The 16,975-nt window shown below is 71.5% G+C and carries 15 protein-coding genes; 14 read left to right on the top strand and 1 reads right to left on the bottom strand.

The annotated features are described in order from the left end of the window. Positions 1-333: 333 nt before the first annotated feature. The 13 genes from FKO37_RS18440 (at position 334) to FKO37_RS18500 (ending at position 14,048) form a co-directional block, all read left to right on the top strand. A complete protein-coding gene (locus FKO37_RS18440) occupies positions 334-1,443 on the top strand; it encodes a hypothetical protein (RefSeq protein WP_134733045.1) in 1,110 nt (369 codons plus the stop codon). Between the two features lie 4 nt (positions 1,444-1,447). Further along, positions 1,448-2,086 carry a class F sortase gene (locus FKO37_RS18445; protein ID WP_043837428.1) on the top strand — a complete coding sequence of 213 codons (639 nt, stop codon included), beginning with the start codon at positions 1,448-1,450 and terminating at the stop codon, positions 2,084-2,086. A gap of 455 nt (positions 2,087-2,541) precedes the next feature. Continuing rightward, complete coding sequence (locus FKO37_RS18450; RefSeq protein ID WP_238605216.1) at positions 2,542-3,201, top strand: class F sortase; 660 nt, start codon at positions 2,542-2,544, stop codon at positions 3,199-3,201. Between the two features lie 85 nt (positions 3,202-3,286). Next, positions 3,287-4,675, top strand: coding sequence for a glycine--tRNA ligase (locus FKO37_RS18455; RefSeq protein ID WP_037813558.1), 1,389 nt, complete (start codon positions 3,287-3,289; stop codon positions 4,673-4,675). 150 nt (positions 4,676-4,825) lie between these two features. Then, positions 4,826-5,755 carry an ABC transporter ATP-binding protein gene (locus FKO37_RS18460; protein WP_167754437.1) on the top strand — a complete coding sequence of 310 codons (930 nt, stop codon included), beginning with the start codon at positions 4,826-4,828 and terminating at the stop codon, positions 5,753-5,755. Further along, positions 5,752-6,492, top strand: a complete 741-nt coding sequence (locus FKO37_RS18465) for an ABC transporter permease (protein ID WP_238605218.1) — start codon at positions 5,752-5,754, stop codon at positions 6,490-6,492. Before FKO37_RS18460 ends, FKO37_RS18465 begins: the two co-directional genes overlap by 4 nt. A gap of 23 nt (positions 6,493-6,515) precedes the next feature. Continuing rightward, complete coding sequence (locus FKO37_RS18470) at positions 6,516-7,745, top strand: sensor histidine kinase (protein WP_238608288.1); 1,230 nt, start codon at positions 6,516-6,518, stop codon at positions 7,743-7,745. Then, a complete protein-coding gene (locus FKO37_RS18475; RefSeq protein WP_037813553.1) occupies positions 7,742-8,347 on the top strand; it encodes a response regulator transcription factor in 606 nt (201 codons plus the stop codon). The genes FKO37_RS18470 and FKO37_RS18475 overlap by 4 nt, the downstream gene beginning before the upstream one ends. A gap of 61 nt (positions 8,348-8,408) precedes the next feature. Then, positions 8,409-9,056, top strand: coding sequence for a YdcF family protein (locus FKO37_RS18480; RefSeq protein WP_106961477.1), 648 nt, complete (start codon positions 8,409-8,411; stop codon positions 9,054-9,056). Positions 9,057-9,086: 30 nt separating this feature from the next. Further along, complete coding sequence (locus tag FKO37_RS18485; protein ID WP_238605219.1) at positions 9,087-10,385, top strand: deoxyguanosinetriphosphate triphosphohydrolase; 1,299 nt, start codon at positions 9,087-9,089, stop codon at positions 10,383-10,385. A gap of 133 nt (positions 10,386-10,518) precedes the next feature. Further along, positions 10,519-11,592 (top strand): serpin family protein, encoded by a 1,074-nt coding sequence (locus FKO37_RS18490; protein WP_238605220.1) that lies wholly within the window; start codon positions 10,519-10,521, stop codon positions 11,590-11,592. A gap of 92 nt (positions 11,593-11,684) precedes the next feature. Continuing rightward, positions 11,685-13,418, top strand: a complete 1,734-nt coding sequence (locus FKO37_RS18495; RefSeq protein WP_238608289.1) for a YfhO family protein — start codon at positions 11,685-11,687, stop codon at positions 13,416-13,418. A 63-nt stretch (positions 13,419-13,481) separates the two neighbouring features. Continuing rightward, positions 13,482-14,048 carry a carboxymuconolactone decarboxylase family protein gene (locus FKO37_RS18500; RefSeq protein ID WP_037813540.1) on the top strand — a complete coding sequence of 189 codons (567 nt, stop codon included), beginning with the start codon at positions 13,482-13,484 and terminating at the stop codon, positions 14,046-14,048. Between the two features lie 21 nt (positions 14,049-14,069). On the opposite strand, the gene sigJ is transcribed toward FKO37_RS18500, so the two are convergent. Further along, complete coding sequence (gene sigJ, locus FKO37_RS18505) at positions 14,070-15,011, bottom strand: RNA polymerase sigma factor SigJ (RefSeq protein ID WP_238605221.1); 942 nt, start codon at positions 15,009-15,011, stop codon at positions 14,070-14,072. A gap of 50 nt (positions 15,012-15,061) precedes the next feature. Here sigJ and dnaG point away from each other — a divergent pair, with 50 nt between their 5' ends. Continuing rightward, entirely contained in the window at positions 15,062-16,975 is a 1,914-nt protein-coding gene (dnaG, locus tag FKO37_RS18510; protein ID WP_037813536.1) for a DNA primase, read from the top strand.

The raw sequence follows: 16,975 nt of genomic DNA on the forward strand, positions 1-16,975 counted from the left end.
TGCCGACGTCATCGCTGCCTCCACTCGCGTCCCGCGTCCGCTCCGTCTCGCCGCGTCCCAGGGCCGGGCGCCGACCAGGGGACGGCGTTTCCGAAGCCGGATGTCATTGCCGATAACCTTCGCCGCCATCGTAGTGTTCCCTTCCTCGGGCGCGGTGATCGCCGGGGCCCGGGGGACCGGCGTTCCGGATTGACCCGATCGGGTGAGTTCGTGAAGATGTGGCTTGTCGGCTTCGCAAGTCGTGACGAACGGTGCAAGGTTGTCTCGGGGGCGATTCGTCGCGTCTCGTACAGTGGCGCATCGCTCGGGGTTGCCGGAGGGCAGTGGGGAGACATGACTCGTTTCGTGACGAAGGCCGCGGTGGCGGCCCTGGTGGCACTGCCGGCGCTGGCCTCGGCCGCCGCGGCGCAGACCCAGGCCGGGCAGGCCGTCGACGAGAAGACCGGTCCGGTGTCGTTCGCCAACGTGGCGTCCGTGCGCCTGGGCGGCGACCCGCAGCACGGCGGCGCGCTGATCACCGAGACCCAGCGGTCCCCGCTCACCCCGGGCCAGTCGCAGCTCGGCACGGACCGCGTGGCGGTGCCGAAGAACGACGGCGAGCGCAATACCTTCGGCCCGAACTACGAGATCGACCTCGGCAAGTACGCGGACAGCTCGGTCAGCCCGTACCCGCAGGGCATCGCGAGCCGCGACCACCAGGTCGTCGCCGCGCTGCAGACCACGCACGTGCCCACCGCCGTCGCGGAGACCAACTACGCGCTGCGCGACAACGGCCGCAAGCAGCTCAAGGCGGTCGGCAACACGATGCTGGTCCTCGAGGGCGCGCGCAGTTCGGTCGACTGCTCCGGCCCTGGCAAGGTCACTGGCACCACGACGGCCGCCCGCGTCTGGGTGCGCGGCGAGGACGACGTGCTGAAGCAGGTCGCGATGCCCGCCACCGGGACACTCAGCGTCACCGGCCTCAAGATGGGCTCGCCCACCTCCGTGGCACAGAGCGACCCCGGCAAGACCACCTCCGACCTCGTCGTGTCCCGCGTTTCCGCGTTCGACCAGCTGATCAAGCAGGACGGCTGGCGCTCCGGCGACGTCACCGCGCAGGCCGGCTGGCGCGTCGAGATCACCACGCACGCGCGCGACGCCAAGAACACCAAGCTCAGCGACGTGCAGACCACCATGGTGCTCGGCGGCGTCAGCTGCTCGATCCCGAAGAACTTCGTCCCCGCGGCCGGCAACGGCTCGGGCAGCGGCGGCACCGTGCAGCAGCCGACCGTGCCCACCGAGGTCCCGGCCGGCTACCTCGGCCCGCAGGCCGCCGCGCCGTCCGACGACCTGCGCCTGCCGCTCGGCTTCGGCCTGCTCGGCGGCGGGCTGCTCTTCGGAGCCGCCGCGATCGTGCTCGGCCGGCGCCGCGCGGCGCGGGTCGTCCGCTCCCGCGGCGAATAGGGCCGTGCCGCGCACCGTGCTCACGGTCGCGTCGGCGGTGATCGCCGTCCTGGCGATCGCGGCCGGCGTGATCGTCCTGACCTGGGTGCCCGCGCCGAGCCCGGTCGCCGTCGCCGACCCGCCGCCCGGCTCGCTGCCGGGCGAGGACGGCGCGCCCGCCGAACTGCCCGCGGACGGCCAGGCGATCGGCCTGCAACGCCCCGGCAGCATCCGGTTGCCCGACGGCTCCGAGGCCCGGCTGAAGCGCACCGAGATCACCCAGAAAGGCATCCTGCCGATCCCGCGCGGCCTCGGCGACGCCGCGTGGTGGGGCGCCCGCCTCGGCGCGCAGCAGGGCGCGGCGGTGCTGTCCGGGCACGTCAACTGGGCAGGCACGAAGGGTCCCTTCGACGACCTGTGGCGCGTCCGCACCGGCGACAACGTCAGCATCGTCGACGCGTCCGGCGGCCGCTGGCTCTACCGCGTCACCGGCGCGACCACGATCCCGAAAGAACAACTGCCCGCGCAGGCCCCCGGCTGGTTCGCCCAGACCGGCCCGCACCGGCTGGTCCTGGTCACCTGCGGCGGCGACTACGTCGGCGGCACCGAGGGCTACGACGAGAACCGGATCGTCACGGCGGACCTGGTCTCCCGGCCGGACTGAGCCGCCAGACCTGCGGGACCGCGCCGCCAGACCTGCGGGACCGGCTGGCCGAGCATCAGCGACCCCGGTCCGCCCCGCCCAGCACGTCGCGACCGCTGCGCCGCCGTCTTGCCAGCCCGCCGCGACCGCGCCGCCTGCACGCTGCGACCGCGCCGCCACCGCCCAGCACGCTGCGGCCGCGCCGCGACTGCGCCGCCCAGCCCGCCGCGACCGCGCCGCCAGCACACTGCGACCGCGCCGCCACCGCCCGTCAGCCCGCCGCGACCGCCCGCCAGCACACTGCGGCCGCGCCGCCCAGCACGCCGCGACAGCGCCGCGTGACGGGTCCCCTCATCCGCGACCACCCGCGAGCACCAAGGTCGCGAACGCATCCGCCACCCGGCGAAAATCCGTGCAACCTCATCCCCGCCCGACCGCATGTCTCCCCAGAGAAACCTCCAGACCAGGGGAGCACGATGCAGGGGACACAGGCACAGTCAGCACGCAAACGCGGCGCGGTGATCGTCGTGAGCGCGGTCGTCGCGGTGGCGGCGGTCATCGCCGCCGTGCTGATCTTCTTCACCGGCAACGACAATTCGGCGCAGCCGCCGCAGCAGACCGGCACCGCGCAGGTCGGCGCCGGCCAGCCCGGGAACAGCCAGGCCGGCAACACCCAGCCGGACCCCGGACAGACCCCCGGCACCGTCAAGCTGCCCGGCGGCGGGCAGGCGAAGCTGATCGCCGAGGAGGTCGGCGCGGACGGCGCGCTGCCGATCCCGAAGAGCCTCGGCGAAGCGGCCTGGTGGGGGTCCGGCCTCGGGGCCGCGCAAGGCGTCACGCTGCTGTCCGGGCACGTCAACTGGGCGGGCAAGTTCGGGCCGTTCCAGGAGCTCTGGAAGATGAAGGCGGGCCAGGTCGTCACCGTCGCCGACACCGCGGGCAAGGAGTGGGAGTACAAGATCGACGAGGTGCGCACGATCCACAAATCGGACCTGGCCGCCGAATCCGCGAAGCTCTTCGACCCCGACGGCCCGCACCGGCTGGTGCTCGTCACGTGCGGCGGCGACTACGTGGGCGGCCAGGAGGGCTACGACGACAACCGGGTCGTGACGGCCTCGCCGGTCACCCGTTCGTGACCTCCGACCTGCGCGGAGGCTCCCGGGACCGGCCGGATACGCTGGACCTTCCGATAACTGTCCCCGCATGCGTCCGGAGCGTGGAGTGCCCGCCAACAAAATCGAAACCGTCGTCAGTCTGTGCAAGCACCGTGGCTTCGTCTTCCCGTCGGGAGACATCTACGGCGGCACCAGGTCGGCGTGGGACTACGGGCCGCTCGGCGTTGAGCTGAAGGACAACATCAAGCGCCAGTGGTGGAAGACCGTCGTGCAGAGCCGCGAGGACGTGGTCGGCATCGACTCGTCGGTGATCCTGCCGCGCCAGGTCTGGGTCGCCTCGGGCCACGTGAACGTGTTCACCGACCCGCTGATCGAGTGCCTCTCGTGCCACAAGCGGTTCCGGGCCGACCAGCTCGCCGAGGACTTCGAAGCGCGCACCGGCAAGACCACCACCGAGGACGACCTGTCCGAGGTGCCGTGCCCGAACTGCGGCACCCGCGGCAAGTACACCGAGCCGCGCGACTTCAACATGATGCTGAAGACGCACCTCGGCCCGGTCGAGACGGAGGAAGGCCTCGCGTACCTCCGCCCGGAGACCGCGCAGGGCATCTTCGTCAACTTCCTCAACGTGCAGAAGGCCTCGCGCAAGAAGCCGCCGTTCGGCATCGGCCAGATCGGCAAGTCCTTCCGCAACGAGATCACGCCGGGCAACTTCATCTTCCGCACGCGCGAGTTCGAGCAGATGGAGATGGAGTTCTTCGTCGAGCCGGGCGACGACGAGCAGTGGCACCAGTACTGGATCGACGCGCGCACCGACTGGTACAAGGACCTCGGCATCAAGGCCGAGAACCTGCGCCACTTCGAGCACCCGAAGGAAAAGCTCTCGCACTACGCGAAGCGCACCGTCGACATCGAATACCGGTTCGCGTTCAACGCCGGCCAGGAGTGGGGCGAGCTGGAAGGCATCGCCAACCGCACCGACTTCGACCTGACCACGCACTCGAACCACTCGGGCGTGGACCTGTCGTTCTTCGACCAGGCCTCGGGCCAGCGCTACCGGCCGTTCGTGATCGAGCCGGCCGCGGGCGTGGGCCGGTCGATGATGGCGTTCCTCGTCGACGCGTACGACGAGGAAGAGGTGCCGAACGCCAAGGGCGGCACCGACAAGCGCACCGTGCTGCACCTCGACCCGCGGCTCGCGCCGTTCAAGGCCGCGGTGCTGCCGCTGTCGCGCAACGCCGACCTGTCGCCGAAGGCGCGCGACCTGGCCGCGCGGCTGCGCAAGCACTGGAACGTCGACTTCGACGACGCCCAGGCGATCGGCCGCCGCTACCGCCGCCAGGACGAGATCGGCACGCCGTACTGCGTCACGGTCGACTTCGACACGCTCGAGGACAACGCGGTGACCATCCGCGAGCGCGACAGCATGAAGCAGGAGCGCATTTCGATCGACCAGGTCGAGTCGTACCTGGCCGGTCGCCTGCTCGGCTGCTGACCGCCGCGCAACCGTCCCGGACGGCCCCTCCTCGCACCCGCGGGGAGGGGCCGTCCGGCGTTTGCCCCCCGGCACCCCTGACACCTGTCACGGTCGGGTCGTGACGCTCGGCCTGCGTACCGGCCGCCCGTGCGCGGCAGGCTTCACCCCATGGACAACACACAGGAAATCGCGGCGGGGGCGGCGATCCGGCTAGGCGGCATCGCCAAGCGCTACGGGGACGTGCGCGCGGTCAGCCACGTCGACCTGACCATCGCGCCGGGGGAAGTGGTGGCGCTGCTCGGGCCCAACGGGGCGGGCAAATCGACCACCGTCGACATGATTCTGGGGCTCACGAAACCCGACCAGGGCACCGTTTCGGTGTTCGGCCGGACGCCCGCCGACGCGGTGCGCGTGGGGATGATCGGCGCGATGCTGCAGGGCGGCACGCTGCTGGACGACTTGACCGTGCGCGAAACCGTCGGTCTCGTCGCGAAACTGCACCGTCGTCCGATGCCGGTGCGGGACGCGCTGCGTGCCGCCGGGGTCGAGGACATCGCCGATCGGCGGGCCAACAAGCTTTCCGGCGGGCAGAAGCAGCGGGTGCGCTTCGCGGTCGCGCTGGTGTCGAATCCGGATCTGCTCGTGCTGGACGAGCCGACCGCGGCGATGGACGTCGGCAGCAGGCGCGAGTTCTGGAAGTCGATGTACTCGTTCACCGACACCGGCCGCACCGTGCTGTTCGCGACCCATTACCTGGAAGAGGCCGAGGAATTCGCCGACCGGGTCGTGCTGATGCGGGCCGGGGAGATCGTCGCCGACGGGTCCGTCGCGGAGGTCCGCGCGCTCGCCGGCGGGCGCACGATTCGCGCGGTGCTGCCGGCCGGGGTCAGTGACCAGCTGGTTTCGACGCTGCCCGCGGTCACCTCCTTCGAACTGCGCGGCGAGCGCGTCGCACTGTCCAGTTCGGACTCCGACACCACCTTGCGCGCGCTCCTCGCCGCGGTTCCGGCCGTGCGCGACATCGAGATCGGCGCGGTCGGCCTCGAAGGCGCGTTCCTTTCCCTGACCTCCGACGAAACGGAAGAAGCAGTCCGATGAATCCCGCCTACCTGGTCGTCGAAACCCGCAGGCTGTTCCGCTCGCCGCGGTTCCTGATCTTCGTCGTCGCCTTCCCGGTCATCATGTTTCTCTTGCAGGCCACGGTGTTCACCGACAAATCCGCGGCGGACCACGTCGCGGTCGCGGGCGTGCTCATGGTCAACATGATGACCTTCGGCGCCTTCGCCGCGGCCATCACGAACGGCGCCCGGCTCGCCATCGAACGGGCGGGCGGCTGGCAGCGGCAGCTGCGGCTGACCCCGCTGTCCGGCGCGGGCTACCTGGGCGGCAAAGCGCTGTCCGGGATGCTCGCCGGACTGCCCGCGCTGATCCTGGTGCCGGTCATCGCAGCCTTCTCCCAGGGCGTGCACCTCGACCCGGCGGGCTGGCTGCGGGTCTTCCTCGGCATTTTCCTGGGCACCCTTCCGCTGGTGCTGCTCGGACTGCTGCTGGGCCAGTTCGGGACGCCGGAGTCGATGCAGCCGATCAGCATGATCGTCACCCTGGGCGTCGGCTTCCTCGGCGGGCTCTGGATCCCGCTGGAGGGCATGCCGTCCTGGATGCACGACGTCGCGCAGCTCATGCCGACCTACTGGGTCCTCGGGCTGGTCCGGCCGGTCGTCGCGAACCAGCTGCTCGTGAGTCTGCCGACGGCGATCGGCGTGCTGGGCGCCTGGACGCTCGTGCTCGGGATTGTCGTGGTCAGGCGATACCGTAAGGACAGTGCCCGGGTTTGACCGGGCGGGGAGGGGAGAACGACGTGTGGCCGCTGGGACGGGAGGTGACGACCGGCGAGCCCGCCGCGCACCGGTTCGGGCTCAACGCCCGGTCGTCCTGGTGGGAAGACCCGCTGCCGGACCCGGGGCGCGGTCCGCACAAGGTCGGCTGGCCGCTCTTCTCCGCGGCGTTCCTGCTGCCGTTCCTGATCCCGGCCACCCGGGGCCTGATCGTGGACCCCGGGCCGCTGGGGATCCGGATCCTGCTCGGCGTGCTGCTCTACGCCTACGCGGCTTGTTACGCCTGGTTTCCCGCGATGTTCCGCCAGCCCCGGCGGGCGAAGCTCTGGTTCGGCGCGGGCATGCTGGCGCTGGGCCTGGTGTGCGCGCTGGTCACCGACGCCAGCCCGTACGTCGTGCTCTACGCGACCGCGACGCTGGCCTTCCTGTTCCCGGCCGCCTGGTCGGTGATCTTCAACGGGACGGCGCTGGGACTGCTGGTGCTCGTCCTGTGGCTGCGCGGGGATCTGTCCGAGCATCTCTCCGACGTCATCACGGTCGCCTCGGTGACGTCGGCGATGTTCTTCATGTCCAACCTGATCCGGGTGATCCGCAGGCTGGAGCTGGCCAACCAGGAGATCGGCACGCTCGCGGTCGCCAACGAGCGCGAGCGGGTCGCCCGAGATCTGCACGATCTGCTCGGGCACAGCCTCACCACGATCACCGTCAAGTCCGGCCTGGCGCGGCGGGTGCTGGAAAGCTCCGGCGACATCGACCGGGCGGTGCAGGAGATCCGCGAGGTCGAGGGGCTCACGCGCTCGGCGCTATCGGACGTGCGGGCGACGGTGTCGGAGTATCGCGAGGTGTCGCTGCCCGCGGAGATCGCCGGGGCGCGGGCGGCGTTGCGCGCGGCGGAGGTGGACGCCGACCTGCCGCACGCCGTCGACAACGTCCGGGCTGAATTGCAGAGCACGTTCGGTTACGTGCTGCGCGAGGCGATCACCAACGTGCTGCGACATTCCGGGGCTAAACAGGTGAGAGTGCGGCTGGGGCGCGACTGGCTGGAGGTCGAGGACAACGGCCGCGCGACGGGCGACGTCGTGCCGGGCAACGGGCTGCGCGGATTGTCCGAACGGGTGGCCGCGATCGGGGGCACGGTGACGGCGCGGGCGCGGCCCGGGGGAGGATGGGTCGTCCGGGCCGAGGTCCCGGAGCCGAGCCCGGACGGATCCGCCGTCGCGGTGCGGGCCGAACCCGCTGGAGGACTGGCGTGATCCGGGTGCTGCTGGCCGACGACCAGGCGATGGTGCGCGGCGCGCTGGCCACCGTGCTCGGCCTGGAAGCCGACATCGAGGTGGTGGCCCAGGTCGGCACCGGCGACGAGGTGGTGGCCGCGGCGAAGGAAACGGCGCCGGACGTCGCGCTGCTCGACGTGCAGATGCCCGGCATGGACGGCCTCACCGCCGCGGCCGAGCTGAAGACCGCGCTGCCGGCGTGCCGGGTGATCATCTGCACCACCTTCGGCCGCCCCGGCTACCTGGCCAGGGCGATGGCCGCGGGCGCTGCCGGGTTCGTGGTGAAGGACGCGCCGCCGGAACAGCTCGTCGAGGCGGTGCGCCGGGTCCACAGTGGACTGCGGGTGGTCGATCCGGCGCTGGCCGCGGAATCGCTCGCGACGGGAACGAGTCCGCTGACCGCGCGGGAACGCGACGTGCTCAGCGCGGCCAAGGACGGCAGTACGGTCGCGGATATCGCGAAGTCTCTTTTCCTGTCGGACGGAACTGTGCGCAACCACCTGTCGTCGGCAATCGGGAAGACGGGTGCGCGCACGCGTGCGGAGGCGGTGCGCCTGTCGGAGGAACGCGGCTGGCTTTAACCCGATGTGACATCGGGGTGCCTTTCCAGCACCGGGCAGCGGCTCTGCGAGGATGGCCGCCATGGAGGCGTGGACAGGTCCTACTGCGGGAAACTGGGTGCGCCGCATCGTTTTCGGTGCGGTGCTGGCCCTCGTCGCGGTCATCGGGGGCACCGCGTTCCGCGTGTGGCAGGTCGCGCGCGAGAACGACCGGACGCCGGCCGACGCGATCGTCGTGCTGGGTGCGGCTCAGTACAACGGCAAGCCCTCGGAGATCTTCACCGCGCGGCTGGAGAAGGCGCGGCAGCTTTACGCCGACGGCGTCTCGAAGACTGTCATCACTGCCGGGGGCAAGAAGACCCGCGACAACTACACCGAGGCGACCGCGGGAGCGCGCTGGCTCACCAAACACGGCGTGCCGGAAGCCGCGACGTTGCCGGTCGGCGAAGGCAACGACACCCTGCGCAGCCTCCGCGCGGTCGCCGATCAGGTGAAAGCGCGCGGCTGGCGTTCGGTGGTGCTGGTGAGCGATCCGTGGCATTCCTACCGGTCGCGGACGATGTCCGAGGACCTCGGGCTGGAGGCGTGGACCGCGCCGACGCACAGCGGGCCGATCGTGCAGGAGCGCTCGACGCAGGTCCGCTACATCTTCCGGGAAACCGGCGCGCTGCTGTTCTACGAGCTGACCAAGTCGCCCGCCGACGACCTGTTCGGCACGACGATGGGCTGAATTGTCGGTCCCCGCGCCTAAGCTGACGGGGTGAGTGACGGCTACCGCGAGCACGACCGCGCCCGCGTGCTGGCCGAGGAACCCAAGGGCGCGGCGCTGGCCGGTGCGCGGCCGGACGGGCGCAGCGCGTTCGCCCGCGACCGCGCGCGGGTGCTGCATTCCGCCGCGCTGCGCAGGCTGGCGGGCAAAACGCAGGTGGTCGGGCCGGGCGAGGGCGCGGAGGTCAGCGGCGCGCCGCGGACCCGGCTCACGCATTCGCTGGAGGTCGCGCAGATCGGCCGCGGCATCGCCGAGGAGCTGGGCGCGGACCCGGACCTGGTCGACACCGCGGGGCTGGCGCACGACATCGGGCACCCGCCGTTCGGCCACAACGGCGAACGCGCGCTCGACCAGGCGGCCCAGGCGTGCGGCGGCTTCGAGGGCAACGCGCAGACGCTGCGCATCCTCACGAGGCTCGAACCCAAGGCGGTCGGGCCGGACGGCGGCACGGCGGGGCTCAACCTCACCCGGGCGTGTCTCGACGCCACCACGAAATATCCCTGGCCGCGCCAGTCCGGGGAGCCGAAATACGGCGTGTACCCGGACGACACCCCCGTGTTCGGCTGGATCCGCGAGGGCGCGCCGGGCCTGCGGCGGTGCCTGGAAGCGCAGATCATGGACTGGTCGGACGACGTGGCGTACTCGGTGCACGACGTCGAGGACGGGGTGCTGGCCGGGCGGATCCGGTTGCGGCTGCTGGCCGATCCGGAGGAACGCGCGGCGGTCGCTGAGGCCGCAGCACGGCATTTCTCCACCCTGTCGGTGTCCACTTTGGAGGGTGCGGCGAAAGAGCTGCTCGACCTGCCGGTGGTGGCCGAACTGGTGCGAGCGGAGCCGGACGGTTCGCTGCGCGCCCAGGTCGCGCTGAAGCGGCTCACCAGCGAACTGGTCGGCCGGTTCGCCTCGGCCGCGGTCACCGGCACTCGCGCGGGCTACGGCGAGGGCCCGCTCACCCGGTACGCGGCGCGGCTGGCAGTGCCGGAGCAGGTCGGGGCGGAGGTGGCGCTGCTCAAAGCGCTGGCGCTGCGGTACGTGATGAGCGATCGCCGCAGGCTGGCGATGCAGGACGGGCAACGGGAGGTGATCACCGAGCTGGTGGCGGCGCTCTGCCGGCGCGCGCCCGAGGCACTGGACCCGCTGCTGGTGCCCGCCTGGAACGCGGCGACGGACGACGCGGCGCGGTTGCGGGTGGTGGTGGACCAGGTGGCGTCGCTCACCGACGCGCAGGCGTACGAATGGCATCGATGGCACACCGGACGGCACGGAACGGCGCCGCCTGCCGAACTGTGAGCTGCGGAGCGGTTCGCCTGCCGGGCCGTGAGTGAGTCGCGGGGCGGTGCTGTCTGCCGAGCCGTGAGCAGTGGAACGGCACCGCCTGCCGAACCGTGAGCCGTGGGACCACCCGTTCCGGTACGGTCGCCGCATGGCCCTGGACAGCCACCTCACTTTCACCCTGGCGTTGCACGGTGCGACCGCGCCCCCGGGAAGCGACGCGTGTCTCTCGCCGTACTCGGCGGCGAGTGCGCTCGGCCTCGCCCATCTGGCCGCGCGCGGCCGCACCGCGGACGAACTCCGCGCGGTGCTGGGCGACGACCAGGGCGAGCTGCTGCGCGCCGCGGCCGAGCTGGGCGACGACGTCCAGCTGGCGGTCGCGAACACGCTCTGGGCGGCGGACCGGATCACCGTCGAGGACAGCTTCCGGGCCGAGCTCGTGCGCTGGCCCGGCGGCAAAGCCGAGACCGCGCCGTTCGAGACCGACCCCGAGGGCGCGCGCGAGCGGATCAACGCCGACGTGGACCAGACCACTCGCGGCCTGATCCCGGAGCTGCTGCCCGAGGGCGCGATCCACCCGCACACGCGCGCCAGCCTGGTCAACGCGCTCTACCTGAAGACCGCCTGGCGGCACCCGTTCCCCGACGGGGCCACCGCGGACGCGGACTTCCACACGCCCGACGGCGTGCGCTCGGTGCCGACGATGCACCTGGACGAATCGGTCGGCTACGCGCACGAAAACGGCTGGCAGGTCGTCCGGCTGACGGCCGAGGGCGGCGTCGAGACGGTGGTCCTGCTGCCGGACGGCGACCTCGAGAGCGCTGAAGCCACGCTCGACGGGCAGTCGTTGCGCGCGCTCGTGGAAAGCCCGAAGCAGCGCAAGATCCAGCTGGCGCTGCCCAAGATCTCCCTCGACGTGCGCGCCGACCTCGAACGGGCGCTGCAGGGCCTCGGCGTGCGCGAGCTGTTCACCGACGCCGCGGATCTCACCGGTCTCACGCCGGACCGGCCGCTGTGGGTGGACAGCATCCTGCACCAGGCCGTGCTCCGGCTGGACGAACAGGGCCTCGAAGGCGCGGCCGCCACCGCGGTCCAGATGCGCACGATGTCGCTCATCTCCGGCGAACCGCTCGAGGTCCGGGTCGACCGGCCGTTCCTGCTGCTGGTGCGCCACGCCGAAACCGGCGCGGTGTACTTCTTCGCCCGGGTGGTGCGCCCCGCGTGAGCGTGTTCCGGCCCGAAGCAACCCCCGACGCGAAACCCGAAGCACCGCCTCGCGAACCCGGCGCGACCGCGGTCGCCGCCGCCGAACCGCGGATGCGCCGTTCCTGGGCCGACGCGGGGATCATCGGCGCGTACCTGGCGTTCTCCGTGCTCCTGTTCGGCGGCCTGTGGGCCGACCTCGGCCAGGGCTACCTGTGGAACAGCGCGTCGGACCAGAACCTGTGGGAATGGTTCTTCGACGTCACCGCGAAATCGGTGCAGCACCTGGAAAACCCGCTCACCAGCGGCCTGCAGAACTACCCGCTCGGCGTGAACATGATGGCCAACACGGCCATGCTGGGCGTCGGCATCCCGCTGACCCCGATCACGCTCGCCTTCGGCCCGACCGTCACCTGGGCGATCGTGCTCACCGGCAGCCTCGCCGGCAGCGCGGCGGCCTGGTACTGGGTGTTCTCGCGGCACCTCGTGCGGCACCGGGTGTCCGCGGCGATCGGCGGCGCGTTCGCCGGTTTCGCGCCGCCGATGATCTCGCACGCCAACGCGCATCCGAACTTCGTCGCGTGGTTCCTGCTGCCGTTCATCGCGCTCAAGGTGATCCAGCTGGCGCAGGGCAAGCGCCCGGTGCGCAACGGGATCTGGCTCGGCGTGCTCACCGCGTACCAGATCTTCCTCGGCGAAGAGCCGCTGCTGATCTTCGCGCTCGGCTTCCTGATCTTCGCGGTCTCCTACTGCGTTTCGCGGCGTCGCGAGGTCAAGGCGATGGTGCGGCCGGTGCTGCTCGGCGGCGGCATCGCGGTGGTGCTGACGCTGGTGGTCGTCGCGTTCCCGTTGTGGTGGCAGTTCTTCGGCCCGGACAGCTACACCGGCCTGGAGCACGGCCAGGTCGGCAACGACACCGCCGCGATGACCCGGTTCGCGACCCAGTCGGTGTCCGGGCAGCCGGAGGCGGCGGCCGCGGTGTCGCTGAACCGCACCGAGGAGAACGCGTTCTTCGGCTGGCCGCTGATCGTGCTGATGGTCGTGGTCACGGTGTGGCTGTGGCGCGAGGTCGTGGCCCGTTCTCTGGCGATCTCGATGTTCCTGATGGCGTGGCTTTCGCTCGGCTCCGAGATCACCGTGCTGCACGAGAACACCGGCGTGCCCGGCCCGTGGAAACTGCTCGCGGACCTGCCGTTGTTCGAATCGCTGCTGGAATCGCGGCTGGCGATGGCGTGCGTGCCCGCCATCGGCGCACTGCTGGCGATCGCGACCGACCGGGTGTTCTCCGCCGCCGCGAAGGGCGACCTGAAGCTGCCGGTACGGCTGATCTGGCTGGGAGCGGTCGCGGCCGTGCTGCTGCCGATCGCGCCGACCCAATTGCTGGTGCAGAAACGCCCGCCGACGCCCGCGTTCTTCGCCGACGGCACCTGGCAGACCTACGTCGCGCCCGGCGGCACGGTCGTGCCGGTGCCGCTGCCGAGTTCGGGGGAGTCCGAGCCGCTGCACTGGCAGATGGACGCCGGCCTGCGGTACGCGATGCCCGAGGGCTACTTCGTCGGACCGCAGGGACCGGACGACAAACGCGGCCGCTACGGCTCCTACCAGCGGCCGACCTCGACGCTGTTCGACCGGGTCCGCGACTCCAAGCAAGCGCAGGAGATCACCGACGCCGACCGGGACCAGGCGATCGAGGACCTGCGTTACTGGAACGCCAGCGTGCTCGTGCTGATCCCGCGCGAGCACAGCGACGCCTACCGCGCCACCGTCGACCTCCTGCTGCGCAAACCCGCGCAGTTCGTGGACGGCGTGTGGATCTGGGATGTGCGCCCGATCACCGGGCGCCGCTGACGCTGTCACATCTCGCGCGGCTGTCCCGTTCCTCCTTCGAACCACTCAGAAGGAGGACCCGACATGCCTCGTATCCCGGTCAAACGAGCCACCGACGGCGGCCCGGTGCTCAAGCTCTTCTACCGGATCGCCGGCAAGCGGTACGGCGCGGTTCCGGAGCCGATGGCCGTCGTGGCGCACCACCGCGGGCTGCTGCGGACCAGCATCGCGCACGAGCTGATGGCGGAGAAGGCGTCCAAGCACCTGCCCGCCAACGTGCGGGAGCTCGCGGTCTACCGCGTCGCCACGCAGATCGGCTGCTCGTGGTGCGTCGACTTCGGCACCATGCTGCAGCGGCACGAGGGCCTGGACATCGACCGGCTCAAGCACATCGACGAGTACGCGACGTCGCCGCTGTTCACCCGTCAGGAGCGGCTGGCGCTCGCGCTCGCCGACGCGATGTCCGGCCCGGCCGTCACGGTCACCGACGAGCAGATCGCCGAGCTGGTGGCCGAATTCGGCGAGAAGGGCGTGGTCGAGCTGACCTACCAGATCGGCCTGGAGAACTCGCGGGCGCGGATGAACAGCGCGCTCGGCATCGTCGACCAGGGCTTCACCTCGGGCGACGCCTGCCGGGTGCCGATGCCCTGACCGCGCGGCCCGGCCGGAGCGTCACTGCTCCGGCCGGGTGATGCGGGTGAGCTTGTCCGGGTTGACCTGGTCGTAGACGCCGACGATGCGGCCGTCGCGCAGGCTGAACGTCTGGACGCGCTCGTCGAGGGCCAGGTAGCCGTCGACCGCGGGCAGCTGCGGCAGCCACAGGCCGAGGTCGCCGTTGACGAGCACCGGCCGCCCGTTCGCCATCGTGCCCGGCGCGTACTTCGCCAGCACCCCGAGCACGAAGCGGGCGACCTTGTCCGGTCCGACGATCATCCGGCGGCTGGTGCGCGAGCGGCCGTCGGAATCGCCGATCATGACCACGTCCGGGTGCAGCAGTTCGGTGACCGCGCGGATGTCGCCCGCCAGCAGCGCGACGACGAACTTCTCCAGCACCGCCTGCTGCTGCGCCAGTTCGAGCCGGGCGGGCGGGTCGGAGTCCTCGACCGCGCGGCGGCCGCGCGAGGCGTGCTGGCGCGCGGCCGCCGGGCTGCAGCCCAGGACGTCGGCGATCTCGGCGAACGGCACCGCGAACGCGTCGTGCAGCACGAACGCCACGCGCTGCTCGGGCGTGAGCCGGTCGAGCACCACCATCGCGGCCATCCGCAGGCCGTCGTCGCGCACCGCGGCCTCGAGCGGATCCTCGCTCGCCGGCGCGCAGAACGGCGTGACGATCGGCTCGGGCAGCCATTCGCCCACGTACTTCTCGCGCTGCACGGCCGCCGACCGAAGCCGGTCGAGGCAGATCCGGCCGACCACGGCGGTCAGCCAGCCGCGCAGGTCGCGGATCCCGGCGCGGCCGGCGTCGTCGAGCCCGGACAGCCGCAGCCAGGCCTCCTGCGCCGCGTCCTCGGCGTCCGCGCGGGTGCCGGTGAGCCGGTAGGCCGCTCTGATCAGGTGCGGCCGGTGGACGTCGAACTCGGCGGCGAAGTCCTCCAGCGCGGTCGTGGTGCCCATGTCCCGAGTGTGCCGCACGGCGCGGCGGCGGGGAGAACTATTGTGGTGCCGTGGCAGGACTGATTCGGGAGAGCGATATCGCGGAGGTGCGTGAGCGCAACCGGATCGACGAGGTCGTGGGGGAGTACGTCGCGCTGCGCCGTGCCGGCGGGGGCAGCCTGAAGGGCCTGTGCCCGTTCCACAACGAGAAGACCCCGTCGTTCAACGTGCGCCCCACTCACGGGACCTTCCACTGCTTCGGCTGTGGCGAGGGCGGCGACGTCATCAAGTTCATTCAGAAGATCGACCTCGTGTCGTTCGTGGAGGCGGTCGAGCGGCTCGCCGACCGCGTCGGGATCCGGCTGACCTACGAGGGCGGCGGCGCGTCGGTGCAGCGCGACCGCGGCACCCGGTCCCGGCTGATCGAGGCGCACCGCGCGGCGGCCGAGTTCTACGTCGAGCAGCTCGTGACCGACGAGGCGCGGGCGGCGCGGGACTTCCTGTCCGAGCGCGGTTTCGACGCCGCCGCGGCCAAGCAGTTCGGCTGCGGGTTCGCGCCCGGCGGCTGGGACAAGCTCACCAAGCACCTGCTCAACCGCGGGTTCGAGGTGAAGGAGCTGATCGCGTCCGGCCTGTCGAAGGAGGGCCAGCGCGGCCCGATGGACCGGTTCCACCGGCGGCTGGTGTGGCCGATCCGCGACGTCGGCAACGACGTGGTCGGCTTCGGCGCGCGGCGCCTCTTCGACGACGACCGGATCTCGGCGAAGTACCTCAACACCTCCGAAACGCAGATCTACAAGAAGTCGCAGGTCATGTTCGGCCTCGACCAGGCCAAGCGGGAGATCGCGAAACGGCACCAGGTCGTCGTGGTCGAGGGCTACACCGACGTGATGGCGATGCACGCGGCGGGCGTGCCGACCGCGGTCGCGTCCTCGGGCACCGCGTTCGGCGAGGACCACATGAAGGTCCTGCGGCGGCTGATGATGGACGACGACGCCTTCCGCGGCGAAGTGATCTTCACCTTCGACGGCGACGAGGCGGGCCAGAAAGCGGCGCTCAAGGCGTTCGAGGGCGACCAGACGTTCGCCGGGCAGACCTACATCGCGGTCGCGCCGGACGGGATGGACCCGTGCGAGCTGCGCATCGCGAAGGGCGACGCCGCGGTGCGCGACCTGGTGGCGCGGCGCACGCCGCTGTTCGAATTCGTGATCAAGAGCATGCTGAAGCAGTTCGACCTGGATTCGGTCGACGGCCAGGTCGCCGCGCTGCAGAAGACCGTGCCGATGGTCGCCGCGATCAAGGACCGGGCGAGCCGGGACGGGTACGCGTCGAAGCTCGCCTGGTGGGTCGGCTGGCAGGACGTCGCGCAGGTGGTCAACCGGGTGCGCGGCGCGGCCGGGGCAGCGGCGCGGCGCGGTCCGGCCGAACCGCAGCAGCGGCGGTCCGCGGCCCGGCAGGAGGCCCCGGCGCCCGAGCCGGACAAGCAGGACCTGCCGCGTCCCGCGCCGAACGACCCCCGGTTCGTCGGGCAGCGCGAGGCGCTCAAGGCCGCGCTGCAGCAGCCCGCGATCGCCGGTCCGGAGTACGACTCGCTGCCCGAAGAAGCGTTCACGCACCCGGTGTACGTGGCGGTGCACCTGGCCGTGCTGAAGGCGGGCGGGGCGGCGTCCGGGCTCACCGGACCCGCGCTGCTGGACGCCGCGTCGGCGCACTGTCCGGAAGGGACGGTCCGCCGCGTGCTCAGCGAACTGGCGGTGGAACCGTTGCGCGCCTTGGGAGAAGTGGACTCGCGCTACATCTCCGGCGTGCTCGCGGGCGTGCAGGAGAACCTCGTCGGCAGGCAGATCGGCGAGATCAAGTCGAAGCTGCAGCGGCTGTCGCCGGTCGAGGCCCCGGACGACTACCGGGCCCTGTTCGGCGACCTGGTCGCGCTGGAGCAGTACCGGAAGTCGCTGCGCGAGCAGGCGGCGAGCGGGTGGGAGTGA

This window comes from Amycolatopsis sp. Poz14, from assembly GCF_006704225.1.
GTDB classification, from domain to species: domain Bacteria; phylum Actinomycetota; class Actinomycetes; order Mycobacteriales; family Pseudonocardiaceae; genus Amycolatopsis; species Amycolatopsis nivea.

Bases quoted from the DNA above. Each gene is read 5' to 3' on its own strand.
- FKO37_RS18480 (WP_106961477.1), top strand. From the start codon at position 8,409: ATGGAGGCGTGGACAGGTCCTACTGCGGGAAACTGGGTGCGCCGCATC.
- FKO37_RS18500 (WP_037813540.1), top strand. From the start codon at position 13,482: ATGCCTCGTATCCCGGTCAAACGAGCCACCGACGGCGGCCCGGTGCTC.
- FKO37_RS18490 (WP_238605220.1), top strand. From the start codon at position 10,519: ATGGCCCTGGACAGCCACCTCACTTTCACCCTGGCGTTGCACGGTGCG.
- FKO37_RS18460 (WP_167754437.1), top strand. From the start codon at position 4,826: ATGGACAACACACAGGAAATCGCGGCGGGGGCGGCGATCCGGCTAGGC.
- FKO37_RS18495 (WP_238608289.1), top strand. From the start codon at position 11,685: ATGCGCCGTTCCTGGGCCGACGCGGGGATCATCGGCGCGTACCTGGCG.
- FKO37_RS18440 (WP_134733045.1), top strand. From the start codon at position 334: ATGACTCGTTTCGTGACGAAGGCCGCGGTGGCGGCCCTGGTGGCACTG.
- FKO37_RS18450 (WP_238605216.1), top strand. From the start codon at position 2,542: ATGCAGGGGACACAGGCACAGTCAGCACGCAAACGCGGCGCGGTGATC.
- FKO37_RS18465 (WP_238605218.1), top strand. From the start codon at position 5,752: ATGAATCCCGCCTACCTGGTCGTCGAAACCCGCAGGCTGTTCCGCTCG.
- sigJ (WP_238605221.1), bottom strand. From the start codon at position 15,011: ATGGGCACCACGACCGCGCTGGAGGACTTCGCCGCCGAGTTCGACGTC.